Below are 20,219 nucleotides of genomic sequence, written 5' to 3'. Positions count from 1 at the left end.
TCGGCCAGACCGGAGGCACAGACCATGACTTTGAACCGTAGATCGCTAATGAAGATCGGGGGCGGCCTCGCCCTTTTGGGCGGCGTCGGATTTCTCGTGTTGACGTCTCCCTGGACCTGGTCGGCCGTCCATCCCGCCCGCGATCTCCCCGCGGTGGAGGGCGCCGACCTCGCAAACGGACGCTCCGTCTTCGTCGCTTCGGATTGTGCCACCTGCCATGCCACGCCCGGACAGGAGGAGGATACGATCCTGGGGGGCGGTAAGACGCTCGACACGCAGTTCGGCTTGTTCCACATGCCGAATATCTCACCGGACAAGGAACACGGAATCGGCGACTGGACGCTGGCGGAGTTCGACCGCGCGCTGCGCCAGGGTGTCGGGCCGGACGGCCTGTTGCCGGATGGGCAGAACCTCTATCCCGCGTTCCCCTACACGTCCTACCAGCGGCTGACCGGCGAAGACGTCCGCGACCTCTATGCCTACATGATGACATTGTCGCCCGAAGCCGACGAGGTGCCCGAGCACGAGTTGAAGTTCCCCTTCAATATCCGCCGCGGCGTCGGCGTCTGGCGGCTCGCCTTTCTCGACGGCAAGCCGTTCGAGCCCGGTCCGGTCCCGGAAGGGGTGGACGAGGCGACCTACCATGAGGGCGCGTATCTGGTCGAAGGCGCGGGCCACTGTGCCGAATGCCATTCGCCGCGCGGCTTCATGGGGAACGTGATCGCATCGAAGCGCTATGGCGGCGGACCGAATACCGACGGCACCGGCTATTTCCCCAACATCACGCCTGACGAGACCGGAATCGGTTTCTGGTCCGCGGCGTCGATCGCGAACTATCTGCACACGGGTGTGAACCCGATCGGGCGGACTGCCGATGGGGACATGGCGGAAGTCATCGAGAATACGTCGCGGTTGCCCTTCGAAGACGTGCAAGCCATGGCGCTCTATCTCAAGCACGTCCCCGCCGTGGACAAGCCCGCGCCCGGGATGCCTGAGCCGAACTATACCGCCGAGCTGGTGATGCTCGATAACGTCATCGCGGCGGCACCCGACCTGCCGACTTCGCCCGCCTCGGACATTGCCCAGGGGGCGCAGGCCACCGTGATCGGCACCAAGGATGTCTGGCTTGACGCGGCCGACGTTGACGGCGGCTCTGAAGAGGACGGAAAGCTTCTCGGCGGCGCGCTCGCCACGGTCGCAGCCCGTGATGGGGACAAGGCCGAACTGCGGCTGAAGGGCTGGCAGATGACCGACGCTCCGTCTGTGGTCTATCAGGCGAAGGGCCAGAGGGTCATGACGGCGGTTCTCTCGGATGCGGCGATCGAGGCCGTCCAGCGTGGCGAGCCCGAGACCGATGCCGATACGGGCCAGTCCTGGGTCCCGGTCGAAGTCACGCTCTGGTCGGATGCAACCGATCTGAACGCCGATCGTGATGCGGTGTGGGACTACAGCCAGGACACGTACCAGAAGGCTTGTTCCGCGTGTCACGTCCTGCCGCAGAAGACCCACTTCACGGCGAACCAGTGGATCGGCACGATGAAGGCGATGCGCCGCTTCACGTCCTTCACCGATGATCAGTATCGCCTGATCCTGGCCTATGTGCAGAACCATTCGAAGGATCTCAACACGAGTGACGGAGCGGTCGAATGAACGCCGCCCTGAATTTCGCACCCGTGGCGGATCGCGAGGCTGACCCTGATCTCGCATTGGTCGCGGACTGGCTCGCCCTCCAGTTTCTGACCGCGCCCGATGCGGCACGCATCGGGGCAGGGCGCTCGACCGAGGGTCAGGCCGCGCTCCGGCAGATCGGGGTTCTTCTTGATCGCCGGGACGCAGCCGAAGCGCTCTGCCACAAGCTTGCGAACGGCAGCGCGCCCGAAGTGACCGTCGCGCTCCAGCGCCGGTACACAGCGCTTTTCGAAGGCATTTTCCGGCAGCGCGGCCTGCCGCCCTATGCCAGTGTCTGGGACGGAACGGGCCGGCTCTACGGGCCCGCAGTCGGCCGGATGCAGGAGCTTCTTCGCGAGCTGGACCTGCATCTTGACCAGACGTGTTGCGAACCGCCTGACCATATTGCCATCCAGCTTGCCGCATTGGCCGAGGCCCTGCGGCAGGGCCGGACCGAGCTGGTTCCCGCTCTGCTTGACGAGCTGCGCTGGGTGGCCCGGTTCGCGGCGTCCCTCACCGCGGCGGATGGCAACGGCTACTACGGGGCCGTTGCGCAATTGCTGAACGCCTTCGTCGAGAAGGCAGAACAGAATTAATCGAGCGAGGCGGGCCCGGACCGGGCTCTTGCTTCGGTTTCGATCTGAAAGGACAGGCTATGACCAATAACTCCTATAAAACACTGGACGGTCCGATGCTTTCCAAGCGGAGCTTTCTCAAGGGATCTGCCGCCGCGCTTGGCCTTGCCGGCCTGCCGCTCTTTGCACGCGGCGCTGCCGCGCAGAGCGGGACGCAGGGTGTGCTCTCCGGCTGCCACTGGGGGGTGTTCTACGGGATGGTCGAGGACGGCCGCGCGGTGGAGTTCAAGCCGTGGGAGGAAGACCCTCATCCGTCGCCGCAGCTTCCCGGCGTGATGGACTCGCTCTATTCGGAATCGCGCATCCGCTACCCCATGGTGCGGCGCGCCTGGCTCGAACAGGGTCCCGGCGCCGATCCGGATGGCCGCGGCTCGGGCGATTTCGTCAGGGTGAGCTGGGAGAAGGCAATCGAACTCGTCGCGAACGAGATCGTGCGGGTGCGTGAGACCTACGGACAACAGGCGCTTTATGCCGGGTCCTACGGCTGGAAGAGCCCCGGCAAGATCCACAATTGCCAGACCCTGCTGCGCCGGATGCTGAACCTCACCGGCAGCTACACCAACAGCTCCGGCGACTATTCCACCGGCGCGGCGCAGGTGATCCTGCCCTATGTCTCGGGCTCGCTCGAGGTCTACGAGCAGTGCACGACCTGGAACAATCTCGCGGAAAACTGCGAGCTGATGGTGTTCTGGGGCTGCAATCCGCTCAACAATTCGCAGATTTCCTGGCAGGTCGCCGATCATGGCGCCTGGCCCGGTATCGCGCGCATGAAGGAAGCCGGCACGCCGGTCCTCTGCATCGACCCGGTCCGCACCGAAACCTGCGAGGCGCTGAACGGAGAGTGGATCGCGCCGCGTCCCCAGACCGATGTCGCGATGATGCTGGGCATCGCCCACACGCTCTATGAAGAGGGGCTCCACGACCAAGCGTTTCTCGACCGCTACACGGCGGGCTTCGACAAATTCCTGCCCTACCTTCTCGGCCAGAGCGACGGTACGCCCAAGACGGCGGACTGGGCGGCCGAGATCTGCGGCCTTCCGGCGGACACGCTGCGCGATCTGGCACGGCGTTTCGCCAGCAAGCGCACGATGCTCGCGCTCGGCTATTCGACACAGCGCCAGCACCATGGCGAGCAGGTCCACTGGATGCTGATCACGCTGGCCGCGATGCTGGGGCAGATCGGCCTGCCGGGTGGCGGCTACGGGCTGAGCTACCACTATTCCTCGGGCGGCTCGCCCACCCATACCACGCCGATCCTGAAGGCCGTCGACGATGCCTCGGGGCAGACGACCGAGGGCGCGGCATGGCTGGCGGGGGGCGGCGCGGTCTCGATCCCCGTCTCGCGCTTCGTCGAGACGCTGCTCAACCCCGGCAAGACGATGCAGTTCAACGGGCACGAGATCGAGCTGCCGCTCATCAAGATGGCCTATTGGGTTGGCGGCAACCCCTTCTCGCACCAGCAGGACCGCAACGAGATGCTGCGTGCCTGGCGCGAGCTGGACACCTTCATCGTGCATGATGTGCAATGGACCGCCTCGGCGCGCCATGCCGATATCGTGCTGCCCGCGATAACCTCCTATGAGCGCAACGACATCGAGCAGGTCGGTGACTACGCCCTCAGCCACATCGTTCCGATGAAGAAGATCGTGGAGCCCGTCTTCGAGGCGCGCAGCGATTTCGACATCTTCGCCGACATCGCCGAAAAGCTCGGCCAGGGCTATGCCTACACCCAGGGCCTGACCGAAATGGACTGGGTCCGCAAGATCTACGAGGCGGCCAAGATTGAATCCCGCGCCAAGGGCATGGAGATGCCGGTCTTCGATGTCTTCTGGGACAGCAACAAGCCGCTCGCCTTCCCCGTGACGGAGGCTCAGGAGGACTTTGTCCGCCATGCCGACTTCCGTGAAGATCCGTTGCTGAATGCGCTCGGCACGGCGTCGGGCAAGTTCGAGCTCTACTCCGTGGCCATCGAGAGATACGGCTATGACGATTGTCCGCCGCATGCGACCTGGATGGAGCCGATCGAACGCCTTGGCGGTCCGACCACGAAGTACCCGCTGCACCTGGCGGCCAACCATCCGCAGATGCGGCTCCACTCGCAGCTCTGCGGCACCGTCAACCGCGAAACCTATCAGATCGCGGAGCGCGAGCCATGCTGGATGAACCCCGCGGATGCGGAGCAGCGCGGCCTGTCCGATGGTGACGTGGTGCGGGTTTTCAACGACCGCGGCCAAATGCTTGCCGGCCTGAAGATCACCGACGAGATCATGCCAGGTGTCGTTCGCATCAACGAGGGCGGCTGGTTCGATCCGGAGAATCCGCGCGAGATCGGCAGTCTCTGTGTCTATGGTGACGTCAACATCCTGACGACTGGTGTCGCCACCTCGAAACTGGCGCAGGGAAATTGCGGTCATACCGGCGTGGCAGAAGTTGAGCTCTTCGAAGGCCCGCTGCCGGAGGTGACGGTCTTCAGCCAGCCGTCGGCCTGACCATACGTGCCATGACCAGGCTTCCGGGCCGCCACCCCGCAGGTGGGACGGGCGGCCCCGAGGCGGGGGCCGGGCGTTGCAGCAGGGGAAACGATCGTGAAACTTGGCTATGTGATGATGGAAGGGCGCGGTGCCGCAGGTCTGATCCTGGGGGGCGTCGCAGACCGGTTGCGCAATGAAGGGATCCGGCCCTCGGGCGTTGTTCAGGCAGCCCCTGTCGGACCCGGTCAACATCCCTGCGAGACCGCCCTGCGCGTCCTGCCGGACGGTCCGCTCCTTGTCATAAACCAGAACCTGGGTCCCGGCTCGCGCGGGTGCAGGCTGGATGCGGGCGCACTCGAACAGGCGGTCGCCGAGGTTTTGGCGCGTTTCGCCGGTGCCGATGTCCTGATCATCAACAAGTTCGGCAAGCAGGAAGCCGCCGGGCGCGGCTTCTGCAGCCTGATTGTCGAAGCGCTCGATCGGGATATTCCCGTGGTTGTCGGCGTGAACGGACTGAACCTTCCGGACTTCCTGGCCTTCGCCGGCGGTTTGGCGGAGCAGCTTCTCCCGCAGGAGTCCGGTATCATCCGATGGCTCCGGGAGGATCATATGGCATTGGTCAGTTCGGGCTGATCCCTCCTGGCAGCCCCTTCTCTTGCAGGGTTTCGCGGAACCTTAGCCGCGGTCCGCCAGCAACCAGAGCCAGACTCAGGATCACGAGCTTGCGATTTGAGGGCAGCTTAGGGCCAGAAGCGGACTATTCGCTGTAATATCCGCACCTGAACTCATTGTAGTTGGGATGTAATTGCGCGGCGGCGCCGGGCATCTGGGATCGCGTCCCCGTCCACACATGCCTTGGGCAAGCAATCGACGGATTTCGCTCGATTCAGGCGCGGTTTGCTGGCCTCAAACCGGCATCAGTGAATTCTTACGAGATAGATTTGCCACGCTCACTCCAGCCGCTCAGTCGAGCTCGTCTTGTGCGGTCGCCGTAATCAGCGTCTGGACGAGTGCGATTGCGGCGGAGATCGGTTGCAGGTGGCTTTTCGATTCAGAGCCGACGAGAAGGGTCGTCTCCGCATGCCGCGCCAGCGGACTTTCCGCGGTGTCGGTGATTGTCAGGATACGGCGACCAACGACGTCGGCATCCATCACGACTTCCACAACGGGCACCGAATAGGGTGGAAACGCGATCGCGACCAGCAGGTCCTCACGCGATATCGTCGCGATCTGGGGCCCGGCCATCCCGCCTGAAAAGTCGAGCATCGAGCAGGCCCGTTCGGCGCGCAGCAGGCCATAATGAAGGTACTCCGCGATCGGGCTCGAGCGCCGTAGCCCGGCGATATAGACATGCCGGGCGGATCTCATCATCCGGATCGCCGTGGCGAGGTCGCCCAGGTCGCAGGTTTCCGACAAATGCTTGAGCGCCTCCATATGCGCGGCGACGGAGGCGTCGAGCAGCGCCTTCGCATCGGGTGGCGGCATGTTCGCGCTGTCCTCCAGCACCTGTCCGCGCACGCCGGCCTGCCCTTCGATCAGGCGCTGGCGAAAGACCCGCTGAAACTCCGAAAAACCCTTGTAGCCGAATTCCTTGGCGAAGCGGATCAGGGTCGAGGGCTGGATCTCCAGCTCGTCGGCGATCACCTGGGTCGTGTTGAGGGCAAAGCTGTTCGGTTCCTCCAGCGAGGCGCGCGCGATGCGCTGAAGATGCGGGCTCAGCGTCGGGAAACGGTCCCGGACCCGCTGGCGCAATCCGTCGAATGTCTCGGGCGCCGCAGGCCCGTTCGCGAAACTTTTTTCGTTCATTCCGAGTGGTATAGCACGCATTCGATGTTTGTGAATGAATTTTTCATTGACACGGATTGAATAAATTTTCACACTAATTGATACGGCGTTCAATTGGCCCGCGGGAGGGGTGTCGCGCCGGTTATGGCCCGCCAGAGGCGGGTCTGCTCAAGGGAGGAAATCGATGTCCAATAAGAAATTCTCAAGGCGAGGCCTGCTGACCGGCGCGACAGCGGCTGTCGGCGGAGTCGCCGCGTTTGCGGGTCCGTGGAAACACAATCGCGCCTATGCACAGGCGTCCGACAAGCCGATCAGGATCGGCATCACGTCCGATGCAAGCGGCCAGTATGCCAACTCCGGCGCATCCGACCGGCGCGGCATGCTGATGGCCATCGACGAGGCCAACGCCAAGGGCGGCGTGCTCGGTCGCAAGATCGAGTTCCAGCATCTCGACACCGAGACCACCGCCGCGACGGGAAGCCGCGTCGCCGAGCGATTGATCACCCGCGAGGAGTGCGGTTTCCTTGTCGGAGCGGTCAGCTCCGGCGTCGCCAACGCGATCAGCCAGGTGGCTCAGCGCTACGGCGTGATCTACCTGAACACCAACTCGTCCTCGCCCACCGAAAGCGGGCAGAATTGCCATCGCGTCAAGTTCGTCTGGGACGGCAACGGCACCAACTTCGCCAAGGCGGCGGTCAAGAACTCCATCGACGCCTACGGCAAGAAGTGGATGCTGCTCACCAATGACTATGGCTGGGGCCATGACACCGCAGCCGCGACGAAGAAGCTGCTGGATCAGTATGGCGGCGAGGTGGTCGAGGAGATTCTGGTGCCGCAGGGGACCCGCGATTTCAGCGCCGCGCTCCTGAAAATCCAGCAAGCCAATCCCGACGTGGTCGCTGCGGCTGTCGGCGGCGACGACCAGGTTGCCATGCGCCAGCAGGTCGCCCAGCTCGGGATGGGCTCCAAGCCTGCCTGGATCAATAACCAGCAGGACTGGCCGGACGTCTACGGCCTGCCGGTGGACAATCTTTTCGGTGTCTTCGGCACGACCTGGTATTACGGGCTCGATCTGCCCGGCGTGAAGGAGTTCGTCGAGCGCTACCAGGCAGCCTATCCGGATACGGCGATGCGGGTTCCGGGCAATGTCTTCTACAACGGCTATATGGCGACCCGCGAACTGCTCGCCGCCATCGAGAGGGCCGACAGCACCAACAATATCGCGGTCATCAAGCAGCTTGAGGGGCACAAGATGTCCGCCGAGAGCCGCATGCAGCATCACGATGCCTGGATCGACCCCGATACGCACCAGGTGCAGCAGACGGTCTATCTGGCGACCGCGAACACCGAGATGGGCGACAACAAGGACGACATGTTCAAGGTCCTCACCCAGTCTGCCCCGGAGGAGGTGCGCGACGAGGGTGCTGCCGCTGCCTGCAAGCTGGAAAGCTACGACGAGACGCCAAGCTTCGACGCCTGACGCTTGATGAAGAAAGGTGGGCCGGCCCCTCCCGGGGCCGGTCGCGGCAACCCGACCACCGCTCTCCGGAGCGCCTGGGAATAACGCATGTACAGTCTGATACCCCATATCGTGAACGGGCTGACGCTCGGATTGCTCTTTGCGCTGATCGCGCTCGGATTCACGCTGATCGTCGGCGTCATGGAGGTCATCAACCTCGCCCATGGGGCCTTTTTCGCGCTTGGCGCATATTTCGCTCTCGCCACGATTGGCGGAAGCTGGTTTGCAGGCACGGAGTTCGGCGTCTGGTGGAGCAGCCTGTCGCCGGGCGCGCGATATGCCTCGGGGCTGATCTTCGGCCCTCTTTGCGCCGCCGGGGCAGGAATGATCCTTGAACTGTGTCTGCGCCCGACCTACGGCAAGGCGCCGCTCTACGGCCTGCTGCTGACCTTCGGTGCGGCGCTGGTGATCGAGGAACTCATCCGCCTCGTCTGGGGAACCGGGGAACAGAGCCTGTCGGTGCCGCAGGCGATCAACGGTGCCTTCCTGATGGGCGGGCTGATCTTCTCGAAATACAAGTTCTACGCAGCCGCATTTTCCATTCTGGCGATTTTTCTCGTCTGGCTGTTCCTGGAGAAGACGCCCTATGGCGCGATCATCAAGGCCGGCAGCCACGACAGCGAGATGGTCCGGGCCCTGGGCTTTGATCTGGGCAAGCTGCGTTTGGCCGTTTTCGCCTTCGGCGCGGCTCTTGCGGGCCTCGCGGGCGTCATCATGGCGCCGATCTGGGGGCTGCGGCCGCATATCGGCATCGATGTCGTGATTCCCGCCTTTCTCATCATCGTCGTCGGCGGCGTCGGCAGCTTCTGGGGCGCGGTCGCCGCCGCCATGCTCGTCGGCCTCGCCGTCGGCATCACCGGCGCCTACGCGGCGGCCTGGTCGATGCTGTCCATGTACATTCTGCTGATCCTCGTGGTCGGCTTCCGCGCCCGCGGCCTTTTCGGCCGCAAGAGCGCCCTGGAGAACTGATGATCTCGCTGTCGGATATTCCCGCCCGTGGCGGATCGCCCTTCACGCCGCCGATGATCGTGTTCCTGCTGGCGCTCGCCACCGCGCCGTTCTGGCTCGAGGCCGTGGGGCTCTACAGCTATCTCGGCATCGAGATCACCATCTGGATTCTCTATGCGATGGGGTTCAACCTGCTGTTCGGCTATGCCGGACTGCACTCGTTCGGACACGGCGCCTATCTCGGTGTTGGGGCTTACGCCTTCGGTCTGTTTCAACATCATGTCGGGGTCAGCCTGTGGGGGGGGCTGCTGGCTGCCGTGCTCGCGGCGACGATCGCGGGCGCGGCGGTTGCCCTGTTCGTCGCTCACCGTCGCGGCATCTATTTCGCGCTGCTGACGATCGCCTTCGGGCAGGTCTTCTGGTTCTGTGCGATCAAGCTGCGCTGGCTCACCGGGGGCGAGGACGGGCTTCTGGGCATTCCGCGGCCAGACCTCGTCATCGGCCCGCTGCGGGTGAGCCTGCAGGAAAACACGTCGCTGCACTGGTTCTCAGCCGCGATACTGGGGCTGGCAATGCTGGGGCTGTGGCGGCTGGTCAACGCGCCTTTCGGCCGCGTCCTCCAGGCGATCCGCCAGAACGAGATGCGCGCGCGCTTTGCCGGCTACGATGTCTGGCGCATCAAGTGGCTGGTCTTCACGCTTTCCGCCTCGGTGGCGGGTCTCGCCGGCGGTCTTTTCGCCATGGCGCAGGAAAGCGCCTATCCCGACGTCATGAGCCTGCACCAGTCCGGCCTGATCGTGATGATGATCCTGGTTGGCGGCGGTTTGGTAAGCTTCTGGGGGCCGGTGCTCGGTGTACTGGTCTATTTCATCGCGCGCGACATTATCGGCGGCATCACAGAAACCTGGCTGCTCTGGTTCGGGCTGATGTTCGTCGTCATGGTGATGGTGCGGCCGGAAGGGGCGGCGGGTCTCGCCCATGTCGTCCGCGCCCGGTTCGCCCGCGCGCCGGTGAAGGCGCCGGTGTCCACGCCCGCCGAGAGGAGCGCCTGAGATGCCGTTGTTCGAGGCGCGCAACATCCAGAAACGCTTCGGCGCGCGGGTCGTGCTGGAGAATGTCTCGCTCAGCGTCGAGCAAGGCGCGGTGCACGGCATCATGGGGCCAAACGGCGCCGGCAAGACCACCTGCTTTAATGTCCTGACCGGCCACTACGCTCCGGACGGCGGCACGATCCGTTTCGCCGGGCGAGATATCGCCGGGATGAAGCCGCACCGCATCGCGCGGCTCGGCGTCTCCCGGTCGTTCCAGATCATGAACCTCTTCGACGACACGGTGGTGATCGAGAACGTCATGCTGGCTCTGCCGGAGTTCCGAGCGATGACCTTCAGCCCGTCGCGCAACGTCTTCATCGACCGCACGCTGACCGACGCCGCGCTGGAGATCCTGGCGCAGGTCGATCTCGCCGAAAAGGCGTGGGACAAGGCGGCGTCGCTCTCCTACGGCCAGCGCCGGGCGCTCGAAATCGCGGTGGCTCTGGCGGCGCGTCCGAAGATCGTCTTTCTCGACGAGCCCACCTCGGGCCTTGGCGCAGAGGCCACGCGCGCACTGGCGCAGCTCGTCCGGCGCCTGCGCGAGAGCTACACGATCGTCATGATCGAGCACGACATGCGCTTCCTGTTCGAACTGGCCGACCGCATCTCGGTCATTCATTGGGGACAGGTGATCGCCGAGGACACGCCGGCCGAACTGATGGCCAATAAGTGGGTCGCCCGCTCAGCGCTGGGGGAACTGGCGTGATGCTCGAGATATCCGGTATCGAAACCTTCCACGGCGAGACACAGGCACTGTTCGGCCCGTCGCTGCGCGTCGGTGAGGCCGAGGTCGTCGCACTGCTTGGGCCGAATGGCGCGGGAAAGACGACGACGATCCGCTCGGTACTGGGACTGTCGCCACCGCGCGCCGGTCAGATCCGCTTCGACGGCACTGACATCACGCGGATGCCGACCCATCGCATCACGCGAATGGGCGTCGGCTGGGTGCCGGACGACCGCCGCGTTTTCCCAATGCTTTCCGGCCGACGCAACCTCGCGCTCGGCGCACGCAGGACGCGGTTTCGCGCCTGGCGGCAGGAGGAGGTGTGCGAGATATTCCCGGCGCTCGATCACCTGATGGTGCGCGACTGCGAGGCGATGTCCGGCGGCGAATTGCAGATGGTCGCGATCTCCCGCGCGCTGCTCGGCTCGCCTGGCATCGTGCTGTTCGACGAGCCGAGCCAGGGGCTCGCGCCGAAGATCGTGCAGGACGTGCTCAAGACGGTGCGCAAGATGAAGGCGGAAGGCATCGCCTCGCTGATCGTCGAACAGAACGCGCTGGCCGCGCTGGAGGTATCGGACAGGGTCTATGTCATGGATCGCGGCCGTATCGTCCACGAAGGCGACGCGCGCGAATTGCTGGACAACGCGGCTTTGCGCCGCCGGCTGATCGGGATGTGACGATGAAAGCGATGCTCGAAGTAAAGGGTCTGGAGAAGGTCTACAGAAGATCGGTTTTCGACCGCACGCCGACCTTCCGGCTGACCGCGGATTTCACCATCGCCGAACCGGGCATCGTCGGCATGATGGGGCCGAACGGTTCCGGCAAGACGACGCTGTTCGAACTCGTCACCGGCTCCAATGCGCCGACATCGGGCGAAGTCTCGGTGATGGGGCGCAACATTCACCGCGTGCGCACCGACCAGCGCGACCGGCTGGCGATTCATTATCACCAATCCTACCAGGTTCGTCATTTCCGGTCATGGACGCCGAACGCCCTGCTGGAAAATGCCGGATCGGACTACCCGATGCTGCATCTCTTCGATGAGCCGCAGTTCAACACGCAGGACGGCTATATCGGCTTCATGCTCGATTTCTTCCGCCGGCTGCGCGACGAGGGGCGGCTGGTGTTCCTGTGCGTCCACCCCAACGAGCGCTTCCATCTGGAGATCGTCGAGGAGATCTGCGAGCGCTTCATCTTCGTCCAGAAGGGCTCGGTCACGCCGCTGGCCTCGTATAACGACCTGCTGGCGCACGAGCCGGCGCGCGCCTATCTCGGCGATCTTCTGACGGAGCGGGCGGCATGAGCGCATTTCGCAAGTCGGCCTACGGCGCGTCGCACACGCTGCGCACTTCGCGGCAGGGCGGCAGCGTCTGGTTCTACGGCTACGGAACCTTCGGAGGCGCGGATGGCTGAGCCGCTGCGCGTCGCGCTGGTCGGCTGCGGGCTGATCAGCCTCTACCACCTGCGCGCCTGGAAGGCAGCGGGCGCTGAGATCGTGGCGCTGTGCGACACCGATATCGACAAGGCGAAAGCGCGCGCCGAGGAATTCGGGGTTTCGCGCGTCCATGTCGAGGCGGGCGAGATGTTCGCGCAAGGCGGGTTCGACGCCGTGGATATCGCGGCTTCGGTCGGCGCGCACGCGCCGGTTGCCCGCATCGCCGCCGATCATGGCGTCCATATCATGTGTCAGAAACCGCTGACGGAAACGGTCGCTGAAGCCGAGGCGCTGATCGACTATGTGGGCGACCGCGTCCGCTTCATGGTGCACGAGAACTACCGCTTCCGGCCGCATTACATGACCGTGCGCGACTGGATCGGCGAGGGCCGCATCGGTGCGGTCCGTCACGCGGCGATCTCCTGCCGGGGTTCGGGATTGTGCCCGCGCGACGGTGCTCCGCCCTTCCTGATCGAGCGCCAGCCATATTTGACGGGCTTTCGCCGCAACCTCGTCTTCGAGACGATGATCCACCATCTCGACGTGCTGCGCTGCCTGTGCGGACCGCTCACCGTCGTCGCGGCGCGGCTCAACCGGCTCGCCGAAGGGCTGCCGGGCGAGGACACGGCGGCAATACTGCTGTCCGGCGAGGACGGTTTCATCGCCTCCGCCGACGGCTGCCTCGTTGCGCCGGGCTATCCTCAGCTTCACGGCGATCGGCTGGAGGTCATCGGCACCAAGGGCACGATCCTGATGGAGTTGAATCGCATTCATCTCGTCGGTGCGGAGGCCGAGGCTGAGGAGGTCGACCTTCTCGGCCGCTACCAGGAATGTTTCGACACGGTGATAGCGGGGTTCGTCCGGGGACTGCGCGACGGGACGCCGTTCGAGACCGATCGCCTCGACAATCTGGAGACCCTGCGACTGATGGAAAGCGTCTATGCCGCGGCTGGAGTGGAGATAGAGCAATGAACCAGCAACCCGCGAGCCTCACGCCGCGTCTCGACCCGGAGCGGATCGCCAGGCTGTTCGACATCACGGGCATGCGCGTTTTCGTACCGGGAGGCTATGGAGCGATCGGCGAGGCAACCGCCACCGCCATGGCGGCTCACGGTGCGGTGGTGACCATTGCCGGCCCGAAGATCGACAAGGCCCGGGCGCTGGCCGACCGCATCGTCGACGCGGGCGGAAAGGCTCATGGCTTCGAACTGGATGCGCGGGACATCGGCTCTGTTCGAGACGCCACCGCCGAGGCCATTGGCGCCATGGGCGGCATCGACACGCTGGTGAATTGCGTCGGCATCCAGCGCGAGCAGCACTTGATGGACGTGACCGAGGATGTCTTCGACGAAGTCTACCAGACCAACCTGAAATCCGCGATGTTCCTCGCCCAGGAGACGGCGCGCGACCAGATCGCTCGCGGCAAGGGCGGACGGCAGATCCATATCCTGTCGGTCCGTTCGCAACTCGCGCTGCGCGGGCGCGGATATTCCGCCTACTGCTCCACCAAGGGCGGGCTCGCCATGCTCGTCAAGCAGCATGCGATGGAGCTTGCGCCGCACAACATCACCGTCAACGGTGTCGCCCCGACATTCATCCAGTCGGATCGTATCCGCATGCATCTCGACAAGCCCGAGTTCCGCGATTTCATTCTCGAACGCAATCCGCTTGGCCGCATTGGCGATCCGCTGGAAGTGTGCGGCCAGGTGATCGTGTTCGCCGCCCCGGCCGGCAGCTACATGACCGGACAGATCGTCTATATCGACGGCGGGGTCACGGCATCGCAATGACCCGATTGCGCTCATCCCGCTGGTTCGACGCCGACGATTTGCGCGGATTCGGCCACCGCTCCCGCCTGATGCAGATGGGCTATGCGCGCGAGGACTGGGAAGGCCGCCCGGTCATTGCCATCGTCAACACGTGGTCGGACATCAATCCCTGCCACGCACATTTCAAGGCGCGCGTGGAAGACGTCAAGCGCGGCGTGCTGCAGGCCGGTGGCTTCCCGATCGAACTGCCGGCGCTGTCGCTGTCGGAGAACTTCGTCAAGCCGACGACCATGCTCTATCGCAATCTCCTGGCAATGGAAGCCGAGGAACTGTTGCGGTCGCATCCCGTAGACGGCGCGGTGCTGATGGGTGGCTGCGACAAGACCGGGCCGGCGCTTTTGATGGGCGCGATCAGCATGGATCTACCGGCGATTTTCATGCCCGCCGGCCCGATGCTGCGCGGCAATCTGAAAGGCGAGGTGTTGGGCTCCGGCTCCGACACCTGGAAATACTGGGACGAGCGTCGCGCCGGACGGATCGGCCTTGCCGAATGGCAGCAGGTCGAGGCCGGCATCGCCCGGTCCTACGGACACTGCATGACCATGGGCACGGCGGCCACGATGACAGGCATCGCCGATGCGCTGGGCCTGTGCCTGACCGGTGCGTCCTCGATTCCCGCCGCTGACGCCAACCACATCCGCATGGCCGCCGCCACCGGGCGGCGTGCTGTCGAGATGGTGCGTGAGGACCTGCGTCCGTCGACAGTCCTGTCGCCTGCCTCCTTCGCCAATGCACTGCATGTCGCGATGGCGATGGGCTGTTCGACCAACGCGATCATCCATCTGATCGCATTGTCCCGGCGTGCCGGTTTTCCGTTGACCCTGGATGACTTCCACGCCGCCGGCCAGCGTGTGCCGCTTCTCGCCAACATACGGCCCTCGGGCGCGACCTATCTCATGGAGGATTTCTTCTACGCCGGAGGCCTTCGCGCCCTGATGGCGAATATGGGCTATCACATCGACCCGGCGGCGCGCACCGTTACCGGCCGGACCATGGGCGAGGCGATCGAAGGCGCGGAGACATATCTGCCCGATGTCATCCGCAGGCTTGACGATCCCGTCTCCAAAGAGCCGGCCATGGCGGTCCTGCGCGGCAATCTCGCGCCCGACGGCGCGGTGATGAAGCCTTCGGCCGCCGATCCGCGTCTGTTGAAACATCGCGGTCCTGCGGTTGTGTTCGAAAGCTATGGCGAGATGAAGCAGCGGATCGACGATCCGGCGCTTGAGATCACACCCGACCATGTGCTGATCATGCGCGGCGCCGGGCCGCAAGGCGGGCCGGGCATGCCGGAATGGGGCATGCTGCCGATCCCGAAATACCTGTTGGAACAGGGCGTGCGAGACATGCTGCGAATTTCCGATGCGCGCATGAGCGGCACCAGCTACGGCGCATGCATCCTGCATGTCGCCCCGGAAGCGCATGTCGGCGGTCCGCTCGCGCTGGTTCGAACCGGAGACACCATTTCTGTCGACACCCGCGCCGGCCGTCTCGACATGGAGGTGGACGCCGACGAACTCGACCGCCGCCGCGCCGGCTGGGTTCGGCCCCACCGCAAGTTTGGCCGGGGCTACGGATGGATCTACTCCGATCACGTTCTGCAGGCCGACCAGGGCTGCGACTTCGATTTCCTGGAAACCGGTTTCGGCGCCGCGGTGCCGGAACCCGAGATATTGTGACGCGAGGTAGGACCATGGCTGGCATGCAACCGAAGCTTCTGATCGGAGGCGAGTTTCGCGAAAGCGGAGGCGCGGCTCCAATTCCCGTCATCAATCCCTGCACCGAGGAGGTGTTGTGGGAACAGCCGGCCTGTTCGAGCGACGATGTCGCCGAAGCGCTGTCGCACGCCCGTCAGGCGCATGCGGAATGGAGCAGAGTCCATGGCTGGGAGCGGGGCCGCATCCTGCGGAAGGTGGCGGAGGAAATGAGGGGCCGCACCGACGCCATTGCCCGTGCGTTGTCCCTCGAAATCGGCAGGCCCTACAACCAGTCGGCTGGCGAGGTCGGCGCGGCGATCGAACAGATCGAGTGGTTCGCGGGCGAGGCGGAACGGCTGTTCGGCGAGACGATCCCGTCGCGCCAGGGCGGGCGGCTGATCATCGAACCGGAGCCTGTCGGCATCTGCGCCGCATTCACCGCCTGGAATTTTCCGGTCAACCTGCCTGTCCGCAAGATGGCGCCGGCGCTCGCCGCCGGTTGCGCCATCCTCGTGCGGCCCTCGGAGCAGGTTCCGATGACGTCGACGCTTATCGCCGAGGCATTCGTCGCAGGCGGCGTGCCGGCTGGTACGGTGCAACTTCTGCTCGGCCATGCGGCGGATATCACCCCCGCGATCCTCGCCGCGGACGAGGTGCGCAAGATCTCGCTCACCGGGTCGACCCGCGTCGGCAAGATTCTGATGGCCGAGGCCGCGCAGACCGTGAAACGATGCTCGATGGAACTGGGCGGCCATTCTCCTGTCGTCGTGTGCGCGGATGCAGACGTGGAGGCCGCGGCGGTGCAGTGCGCCGGTTTCAAGTTCCGAAATGCCGGCCAGGTCTGCATCGCTCCGAACCGGTTTTATGTCGAGGAAAGCGTGGCCGACCGTTTCCTGTCCACAATGAAGGCCGAAGCCGAAAAGCTCGTGCTCGGCGACAGCCAGAACGAAGAGACCTCGATGGGTCCGCTGACGCTGGCCTCGGGCCGCGAGAAGGTCGAGCGCCTGATCGCCGACGCGCAGGAAAAGGGCGCGAGACTGGTGACCGGCGGCAGGCGACCGGAAGGGCGCAACGCGGGATATTTCCTCCAGCCGACTGTTTTGGCCGGCGTGCCGGACGATGCGGATATCATGAGCGAGGAGCCCTTCGGTCCGGTCGCGCCTGTCGCGACTTTCGGTTCGTTTGACGATGCGATCGCACGCGCCAATTCCACGCCTTACGGCCTCGCAGCCTATGCCTTTACCTCCAGCCAGGCGAAGGCCGCGGCGCTTTCGCGCGGCCTCCATGCGGGCATGGTCGGGATCAACACCTTCATGATCGCGCATGCCGAGGCGCCGTTCGGTGGCGTCGATCACTCCGGGATGGGCCGGGAAGGGGGGCGCGAGGCGATCCGCGACTATCAGAATACGAAGCTCAGCCACATGATGGCGGTCTGACATGGCGCCCGTGAACCCTGTTCGTCGCGTCTGGGCGGAGGGGCGCGCGGCCGTCAACGGCTGGATCGCGGTCCCGTCGGTGCTCAATGTCGAGGCGATGGCCAAGGCGCGCTGGGACGCGCTGACGGTCGACATGCAGCACGGCACGGCGGACTATGCCGATCTACTTTCAATTCTGCCGGTGATCGAGAAATCGGGTGCCGCGCCGATCGTTCGGGTGCCATGGCTGGACGAGGCCGCGATCATGCGTTCGCTGGATGCCGGCGCGCTCGGGATCATCGCGCCGATGATCGAAACGCGCGAGGACGCCGAACGCCTTGTATCCGCATGCCGCTATCCTCCCGACGGCGCGCGCAGTTTCGGCCCGGTGCGAGCGCGCTTCGCATGGGGCGACGATTATGCGCGTATCGCCAAGGAGGAAGTCCTCGTCTTCGCGATGATCGAAACGAAGGCCGCTGTCGCCAATCTCGATGCGATCCTGTCGGTGCCGGGGTTGTCGGGCATATATATCGGCCCAGCCGATCTCTCGCTCTCGCACGGCTTTTCGCCGGGCTTCGACCGGGAAGAGCCTGAGATGCAAACCTTGATCGCCGATATCCGAAAACGGTCGGCAACCGCGGGTCTCCGGTGCTGTCTCCATTGCGGCTCGCCCGCCTATGCGGCACGCGCTGCCGCCGACGGAATGGACCTGGTCACCATCGGTTCCGACGCCCGCTTCGTCGAAGCCGGCGCTGCGGCCGCAGTCAAAGGGTTCAGAGACGGCGCCGGTAACAAGACATAAGCCTCTGTTGTGAAACGGCATTCGTTCGAGACGCGGTTCAGTTGGCCTGGTGCCGCATCCCGTCGCGCGGGGTCAGCTATTGTCGGAGAGAAGCTTCCCGAATTCTTTTTTGCGAATCTCCATCCCTGCGAGGCGGCACAAATGCCAGGCCAGCACCTGGTTGCTGGAAAGGGCCGGTCTTCCCGTGCGGTCCTCGATCTCCTCGATGATGTCGAGAGTGCGCAGATTCGTACATGAGATGAAGATCGCTTCCGCAGCCGGATCGTCCATGAGGCTCACCGCCGCCTCAAGGATCGATGCAGGCGTAATGCGCGCGACAAGTGCCTCCTCGCTCGTTTCGAAGGAGCCGAAAAGAGGCGTGTCTATCCCGTTCTCAGCCAGCACCGCGCGCATCCTGGACGAAACGCTCCCGACATAGGGCGATAGGAATGCGAGGCGGGATACGCCCAATTCCCCGCATGCGGCGATCAAGGCCGAAACCGGTTCGGTGACGGACCGTGTCGTGGTTCCGGAGCGGACGAGATCGCCGATCCGTTCAATGCCGATCACTGAGGTTCCCGAAGTGCAGCCATAGCCCACGGCGTCGAAACGGGCCGGGAGCGGCAGTAGGCGGGCGCTCGCGGAGATGTGGTGCTCCATCTCGGCCAGTGTTTCCGGCGTGACCTCGTCCGCGCTCGGCACGCGTGAAACGTGCAACGTCGCTTCGGACGGGATCATCCGGCAAAACTCGTTCTCGATCGTTTCGTCGGATTGCAGGACGATCAATCCCAGCCGGGGCTCGTCGCGTTCGTTCGTCTCAAATGCGAGGCCCATATGCGGATATCCTTCGAAGTTTCAGCCGGCGTCGGGCAGATCAGTTCCTGCGGGAATATTTTTGTTCCAGCCACATCGCCGCATAGGCCGACGGGATCGACACCAACAGGAACAGCGCGCCGACCAGCGTCATCGGCTCGAGATATTTGTAGTAGCTGTTGGAATAGATATTGGCCGCGTTGAACAGCTCGACCACCGTGATCGCGGCGAGCAGCGGCGTCTCCTTGAACATGGTGATCAGGTAATTCGCCAACGGCGGGATCATCGGCGGGATGGACTGGGGAAGGATGACTCGGGTCCATGTCTGCGCCATCGTGTAGTTGAGCGATTTCGCCGCTTCCCATTGGCCCTTCGGCACGTTCTCGATGCCGGCGCGAAACACTTCCGAAGTGTAGGTCGAGAAATGCAGGCCGAGGCCGATCACGCCGGCCACGAACGGCGAAAGGAAGAGGCCGAGATCGGGAAGAACGTAGAACAGGAAATAGAGCTGCACCAGCAGCGGCGTGCGGCGGATGAATTCCGACAGCCAGTAGACCGTCCAGCGCACCGCGCGGTTTTCCGACATCTTGAGAATAGCCAGAACAAGCCCCAGTGCGTAGGCAAGCGCGGCTCCGACGAATGTCGCCTGTACGGTGACGACGAGCCCCGCCATGAGGCGCGGAAAAACTTCTGCGGCGACGGCCCAATCCCAATGCATGTCAGTTTGTCCTTACGGGCGTCATGCCGCGTCGTTTCGCGATCGATTTCGCCAGCCAGTCGGTAAAGCCGACCAGGACCGAAGCGATCAGGAAATAGATGACGAGGATCAGAAGGAACGGCTCCAGTGTCATCGCGGTCTGGGACCGGATAATCTGGGCGGCGAAGGTCAGGTCGGACAGCGTGATCAGCGACGTCAGCGCGGTGAGCTTCATCAGCTCGATCAGCAGATTGCCGAAGGGCGGTATCATCATCGGCACGGCCTGTGGGATGAGGACGTAGCGATAGCGCTGATAGGATGTGTAGTTCAGGGAGTGAGCGGCTTCGGACTGGCCCTTGCCGACGGACTTGATCGCGCCGCGGACGACTTCGGAACCGTAGCTGCCGAGGTTGAAGCCGCAGGCGATGACGCCGGCAAGAAAGGGCGACAGGCTGATGCCCAGAAGCGGCAGCACGTAGAACATGAAGAACATCTGCACCAATGCGGATGTGCCGCGGAAGAACTCCAGATAGATCAGCGCCAGGGTGCGCACGATCCAGTGACGCGACAGGCGCGCGAGGCCGACGATAAAAGATATCGCCAAGGCGATGACCGCGCTGACCACGGTGAGTTCGATGGTCAGCAGGGTTCCCTTGACCAGCAGGGGATAGAATTCGACGATCAGTTCCATGCCCGCTCCGTTCGAGAGCCGCC

Annotated in this window: 19 protein-coding genes; 15 read left to right on the top strand and 4 right to left on the bottom strand. The window is 64.3% G+C overall.

Annotated elements, in window-relative coordinates:
* Positions 1 to 24: 24 nt before the first annotated feature.
* The 4 genes from ACQK2M_RS20565 to ACQK2M_RS20550 all read left to right on the top strand — a co-directional run bounded on the left by ACQK2M_RS20565 (position 25) and on the right by ACQK2M_RS20550 (position 5,407).
* On the top strand, positions 25 to 1,650 hold the full coding sequence (locus ACQK2M_RS20565) for a c-type cytochrome (protein WP_425419336.1): 1,626 nt from the start codon (positions 25 to 27) through the stop codon (positions 1,648 to 1,650).
* The gene (locus ACQK2M_RS20560; RefSeq protein ID WP_425419335.1) at positions 1,647 to 2,264 is read left to right on the top strand and encodes a TorD/DmsD family molecular chaperone; all 618 of its coding nucleotides are present in this window, start codon (positions 1,647 to 1,649) and stop codon (positions 2,262 to 2,264) included. The genes ACQK2M_RS20565 and ACQK2M_RS20560 overlap by 4 nt, the downstream gene beginning before the upstream one ends.
* A gap of 59 nt (positions 2,265 to 2,323) precedes the next feature.
* On the top strand, positions 2,324 to 4,792 hold the full coding sequence (torA, locus tag ACQK2M_RS20555) for a trimethylamine-N-oxide reductase TorA (RefSeq protein WP_425419334.1): 2,469 nt from the start codon (positions 2,324 to 2,326) through the stop codon (positions 4,790 to 4,792).
* A 96-nt stretch (positions 4,793 to 4,888) separates the two neighbouring features.
* Positions 4,889 to 5,407 (top strand): DUF2478 domain-containing protein, encoded by a 519-nt coding sequence (locus ACQK2M_RS20550; protein ID WP_425419333.1) that lies wholly within the window; start codon positions 4,889 to 4,891, stop codon positions 5,405 to 5,407.
* Positions 5,408 to 5,737: 330 nt separating this feature from the next.
* Here the strand turns inward: ACQK2M_RS20550 and ACQK2M_RS20545 are convergent, their stop codons facing one another.
* The gene (locus tag ACQK2M_RS20545; protein ID WP_425419332.1) at positions 5,738 to 6,580 is read right to left on the bottom strand and encodes a MurR/RpiR family transcriptional regulator; all 843 of its coding nucleotides are present in this window, start codon (positions 6,578 to 6,580) and stop codon (positions 5,738 to 5,740) included.
* A 163-nt stretch (positions 6,581 to 6,743) separates the two neighbouring features.
* Here ACQK2M_RS20545 and ACQK2M_RS20540 point away from each other — a divergent pair, with 163 nt between their 5' ends.
* From ACQK2M_RS20540 to ACQK2M_RS20490, 11 genes are all read left to right on the top strand, one after another.
* Positions 6,744 to 8,039, top strand: coding sequence for an ABC transporter substrate-binding protein (locus tag ACQK2M_RS20540; protein ID WP_425419331.1), 1,296 nt, complete (start codon positions 6,744 to 6,746; stop codon positions 8,037 to 8,039).
* Between the two features lie 87 nt (positions 8,040 to 8,126).
* Positions 8,127 to 9,047 carry a branched-chain amino acid ABC transporter permease gene (locus ACQK2M_RS20535; RefSeq protein WP_425419330.1) on the top strand — a complete coding sequence of 307 codons (921 nt, stop codon included), beginning with the start codon at positions 8,127 to 8,129 and terminating at the stop codon, positions 9,045 to 9,047.
* A complete protein-coding gene (locus ACQK2M_RS20530) occupies positions 9,047 to 10,078 on the top strand; it encodes a branched-chain amino acid ABC transporter permease (RefSeq protein WP_425419329.1) in 1,032 nt (343 codons plus the stop codon). The genes ACQK2M_RS20535 and ACQK2M_RS20530 overlap by 1 nt, the downstream gene beginning before the upstream one ends.
* A gap of 1 nt (position 10,079) precedes the next feature.
* On the top strand, positions 10,080 to 10,823 hold the full coding sequence (locus tag ACQK2M_RS20525; protein WP_425419328.1) for an ABC transporter ATP-binding protein: 744 nt from the start codon (positions 10,080 to 10,082) through the stop codon (positions 10,821 to 10,823).
* On the top strand, positions 10,823 to 11,518 hold the full coding sequence (locus ACQK2M_RS20520; protein WP_425419327.1) for an ABC transporter ATP-binding protein: 696 nt from the start codon (positions 10,823 to 10,825) through the stop codon (positions 11,516 to 11,518). Before ACQK2M_RS20525 ends, ACQK2M_RS20520 begins: the two co-directional genes overlap by 1 nt.
* A 2-nt stretch (positions 11,519 to 11,520) precedes the next feature.
* Positions 11,521 to 12,144 (top strand): ATP-binding cassette domain-containing protein, encoded by a 624-nt coding sequence (locus ACQK2M_RS20515; protein WP_425419326.1) that lies wholly within the window; start codon positions 11,521 to 11,523, stop codon positions 12,142 to 12,144.
* Positions 12,145 to 12,246: 102 nt separating this feature from the next.
* On the top strand, positions 12,247 to 13,248 hold the full coding sequence (locus tag ACQK2M_RS20510; protein WP_425419325.1) for a Gfo/Idh/MocA family protein: 1,002 nt from the start codon (positions 12,247 to 12,249) through the stop codon (positions 13,246 to 13,248).
* Positions 13,245 to 14,066, top strand: coding sequence for an SDR family NAD(P)-dependent oxidoreductase (locus tag ACQK2M_RS20505; RefSeq protein ID WP_425419324.1), 822 nt, complete (start codon positions 13,245 to 13,247; stop codon positions 14,064 to 14,066). The genes ACQK2M_RS20510 and ACQK2M_RS20505 overlap by 4 nt, the downstream gene beginning before the upstream one ends.
* Positions 14,063 to 15,781 (top strand): L-arabinonate dehydratase, encoded by a 1,719-nt coding sequence (gene araD / locus ACQK2M_RS20500; RefSeq protein ID WP_425419323.1) that lies wholly within the window; start codon positions 14,063 to 14,065, stop codon positions 15,779 to 15,781. Before ACQK2M_RS20505 ends, araD begins: the two co-directional genes overlap by 4 nt.
* Positions 15,782 to 15,795: 14 nt before the next feature.
* Entirely contained in the window at positions 15,796 to 17,235 is a 1,440-nt protein-coding gene (locus ACQK2M_RS20495) for an NAD-dependent succinate-semialdehyde dehydrogenase (RefSeq protein ID WP_425419322.1), read from the top strand.
* 1 nt (position 17,236) lies between these two features.
* The gene (locus ACQK2M_RS20490) at positions 17,237 to 18,016 is read left to right on the top strand and encodes an HpcH/HpaI aldolase family protein (RefSeq protein WP_425419321.1); all 780 of its coding nucleotides are present in this window, start codon (positions 17,237 to 17,239) and stop codon (positions 18,014 to 18,016) included.
* Positions 18,017 to 18,088: 72 nt separating this feature from the next.
* Here ACQK2M_RS20490 and ACQK2M_RS20485 read toward each other — a convergent pair whose 3' ends face one another.
* From ACQK2M_RS20485 to ehuC, 3 genes are read right to left on the bottom strand one after another with little or no spacing between them, the layout of a single operon-like run.
* A complete protein-coding gene (locus ACQK2M_RS20485; RefSeq protein WP_425419320.1) occupies positions 18,089 to 18,829 on the bottom strand; it encodes a maleate cis-trans isomerase family protein in 741 nt (246 codons plus the stop codon).
* Between the two features lie 40 nt (positions 18,830 to 18,869).
* Positions 18,870 to 19,526 (bottom strand): ectoine/hydroxyectoine ABC transporter permease subunit EhuD, encoded by a 657-nt coding sequence (ehuD, locus tag ACQK2M_RS20480; protein WP_425419319.1) that lies wholly within the window; start codon positions 19,524 to 19,526, stop codon positions 18,870 to 18,872.
* A gap of 1 nt (position 19,527) precedes the next feature.
* Entirely contained in the window at positions 19,528 to 20,196 is a 669-nt protein-coding gene (ehuC, locus tag ACQK2M_RS20475) for an ectoine/hydroxyectoine ABC transporter permease subunit EhuC (protein WP_223479410.1), read from the bottom strand.
* Between the last annotated feature and the right edge of the window lie 23 nt (positions 20,197 to 20,219).

This window comes from Oricola indica (assembly GCF_965227485.1).
GTDB classification, from domain to species: Bacteria; Pseudomonadota; Alphaproteobacteria; order Rhizobiales; family Rhizobiaceae; genus Oricola; species Oricola indica.
Note: the sequence above shows the minus strand (reverse complement) of the source record. Positions and strands in the feature narration are given on the sequence as shown.

Excerpts from the sequence above, each read along its gene's own strand:
- ACQK2M_RS20565 (WP_425419336.1), top strand. The coding sequence starts at position 25 with ATGACTTTGAACCGTAGATCGCTAATGAAGATCGGGGGCGGCCTCGCC.
- ACQK2M_RS20560 (WP_425419335.1), top strand. The coding sequence starts at position 1,647 with ATGAACGCCGCCCTGAATTTCGCACCCGTGGCGGATCGCGAGGCTGAC.
- torA (WP_425419334.1), top strand. The coding sequence starts at position 2,324 with ATGACCAATAACTCCTATAAAACACTGGACGGTCCGATGCTTTCCAAG.
- ACQK2M_RS20545 (WP_425419332.1), bottom strand. The coding sequence starts at position 6,580 with ATGAACGAAAAAAGTTTCGCGAACGGGCCTGCGGCGCCCGAGACATTC.
- ACQK2M_RS20540 (WP_425419331.1), top strand. The coding sequence starts at position 6,744 with ATGTCCAATAAGAAATTCTCAAGGCGAGGCCTGCTGACCGGCGCGACA.
- ACQK2M_RS20535 (WP_425419330.1), top strand. The coding sequence starts at position 8,127 with ATGTACAGTCTGATACCCCATATCGTGAACGGGCTGACGCTCGGATTG.
- ACQK2M_RS20530 (WP_425419329.1), top strand. The coding sequence starts at position 9,047 with ATGATCTCGCTGTCGGATATTCCCGCCCGTGGCGGATCGCCCTTCACG.
- ACQK2M_RS20525 (WP_425419328.1), top strand. The coding sequence starts at position 10,080 with ATGCCGTTGTTCGAGGCGCGCAACATCCAGAAACGCTTCGGCGCGCGG.
- ACQK2M_RS20520 (WP_425419327.1), top strand. The coding sequence starts at position 10,823 with ATGCTCGAGATATCCGGTATCGAAACCTTCCACGGCGAGACACAGGCA.
- ACQK2M_RS20515 (WP_425419326.1), top strand. The coding sequence starts at position 11,521 with ATGAAAGCGATGCTCGAAGTAAAGGGTCTGGAGAAGGTCTACAGAAGA.
- ACQK2M_RS20510 (WP_425419325.1), top strand. The coding sequence starts at position 12,247 with ATGGCTGAGCCGCTGCGCGTCGCGCTGGTCGGCTGCGGGCTGATCAGC.
- ACQK2M_RS20505 (WP_425419324.1), top strand. The coding sequence starts at position 13,245 with ATGAACCAGCAACCCGCGAGCCTCACGCCGCGTCTCGACCCGGAGCGG.
- araD (WP_425419323.1), top strand. The coding sequence starts at position 14,063 with ATGACCCGATTGCGCTCATCCCGCTGGTTCGACGCCGACGATTTGCGC.
- ACQK2M_RS20495 (WP_425419322.1), top strand. The coding sequence starts at position 15,796 with ATGGCTGGCATGCAACCGAAGCTTCTGATCGGAGGCGAGTTTCGCGAA.
- ACQK2M_RS20490 (WP_425419321.1), top strand. The coding sequence starts at position 17,237 with ATGGCGCCCGTGAACCCTGTTCGTCGCGTCTGGGCGGAGGGGCGCGCG.
- ACQK2M_RS20485 (WP_425419320.1), bottom strand. The coding sequence starts at position 18,829 with ATGGGCCTCGCATTTGAGACGAACGAACGCGACGAGCCCCGGCTGGGA.
- ehuD (WP_425419319.1), bottom strand. The coding sequence starts at position 19,526 with ATGCATTGGGATTGGGCCGTCGCCGCAGAAGTTTTTCCGCGCCTCATG.
- ehuC (WP_223479410.1), bottom strand. The coding sequence starts at position 20,196 with ATGGAACTGATCGTCGAATTCTATCCCCTGCTGGTCAAGGGAACCCTG.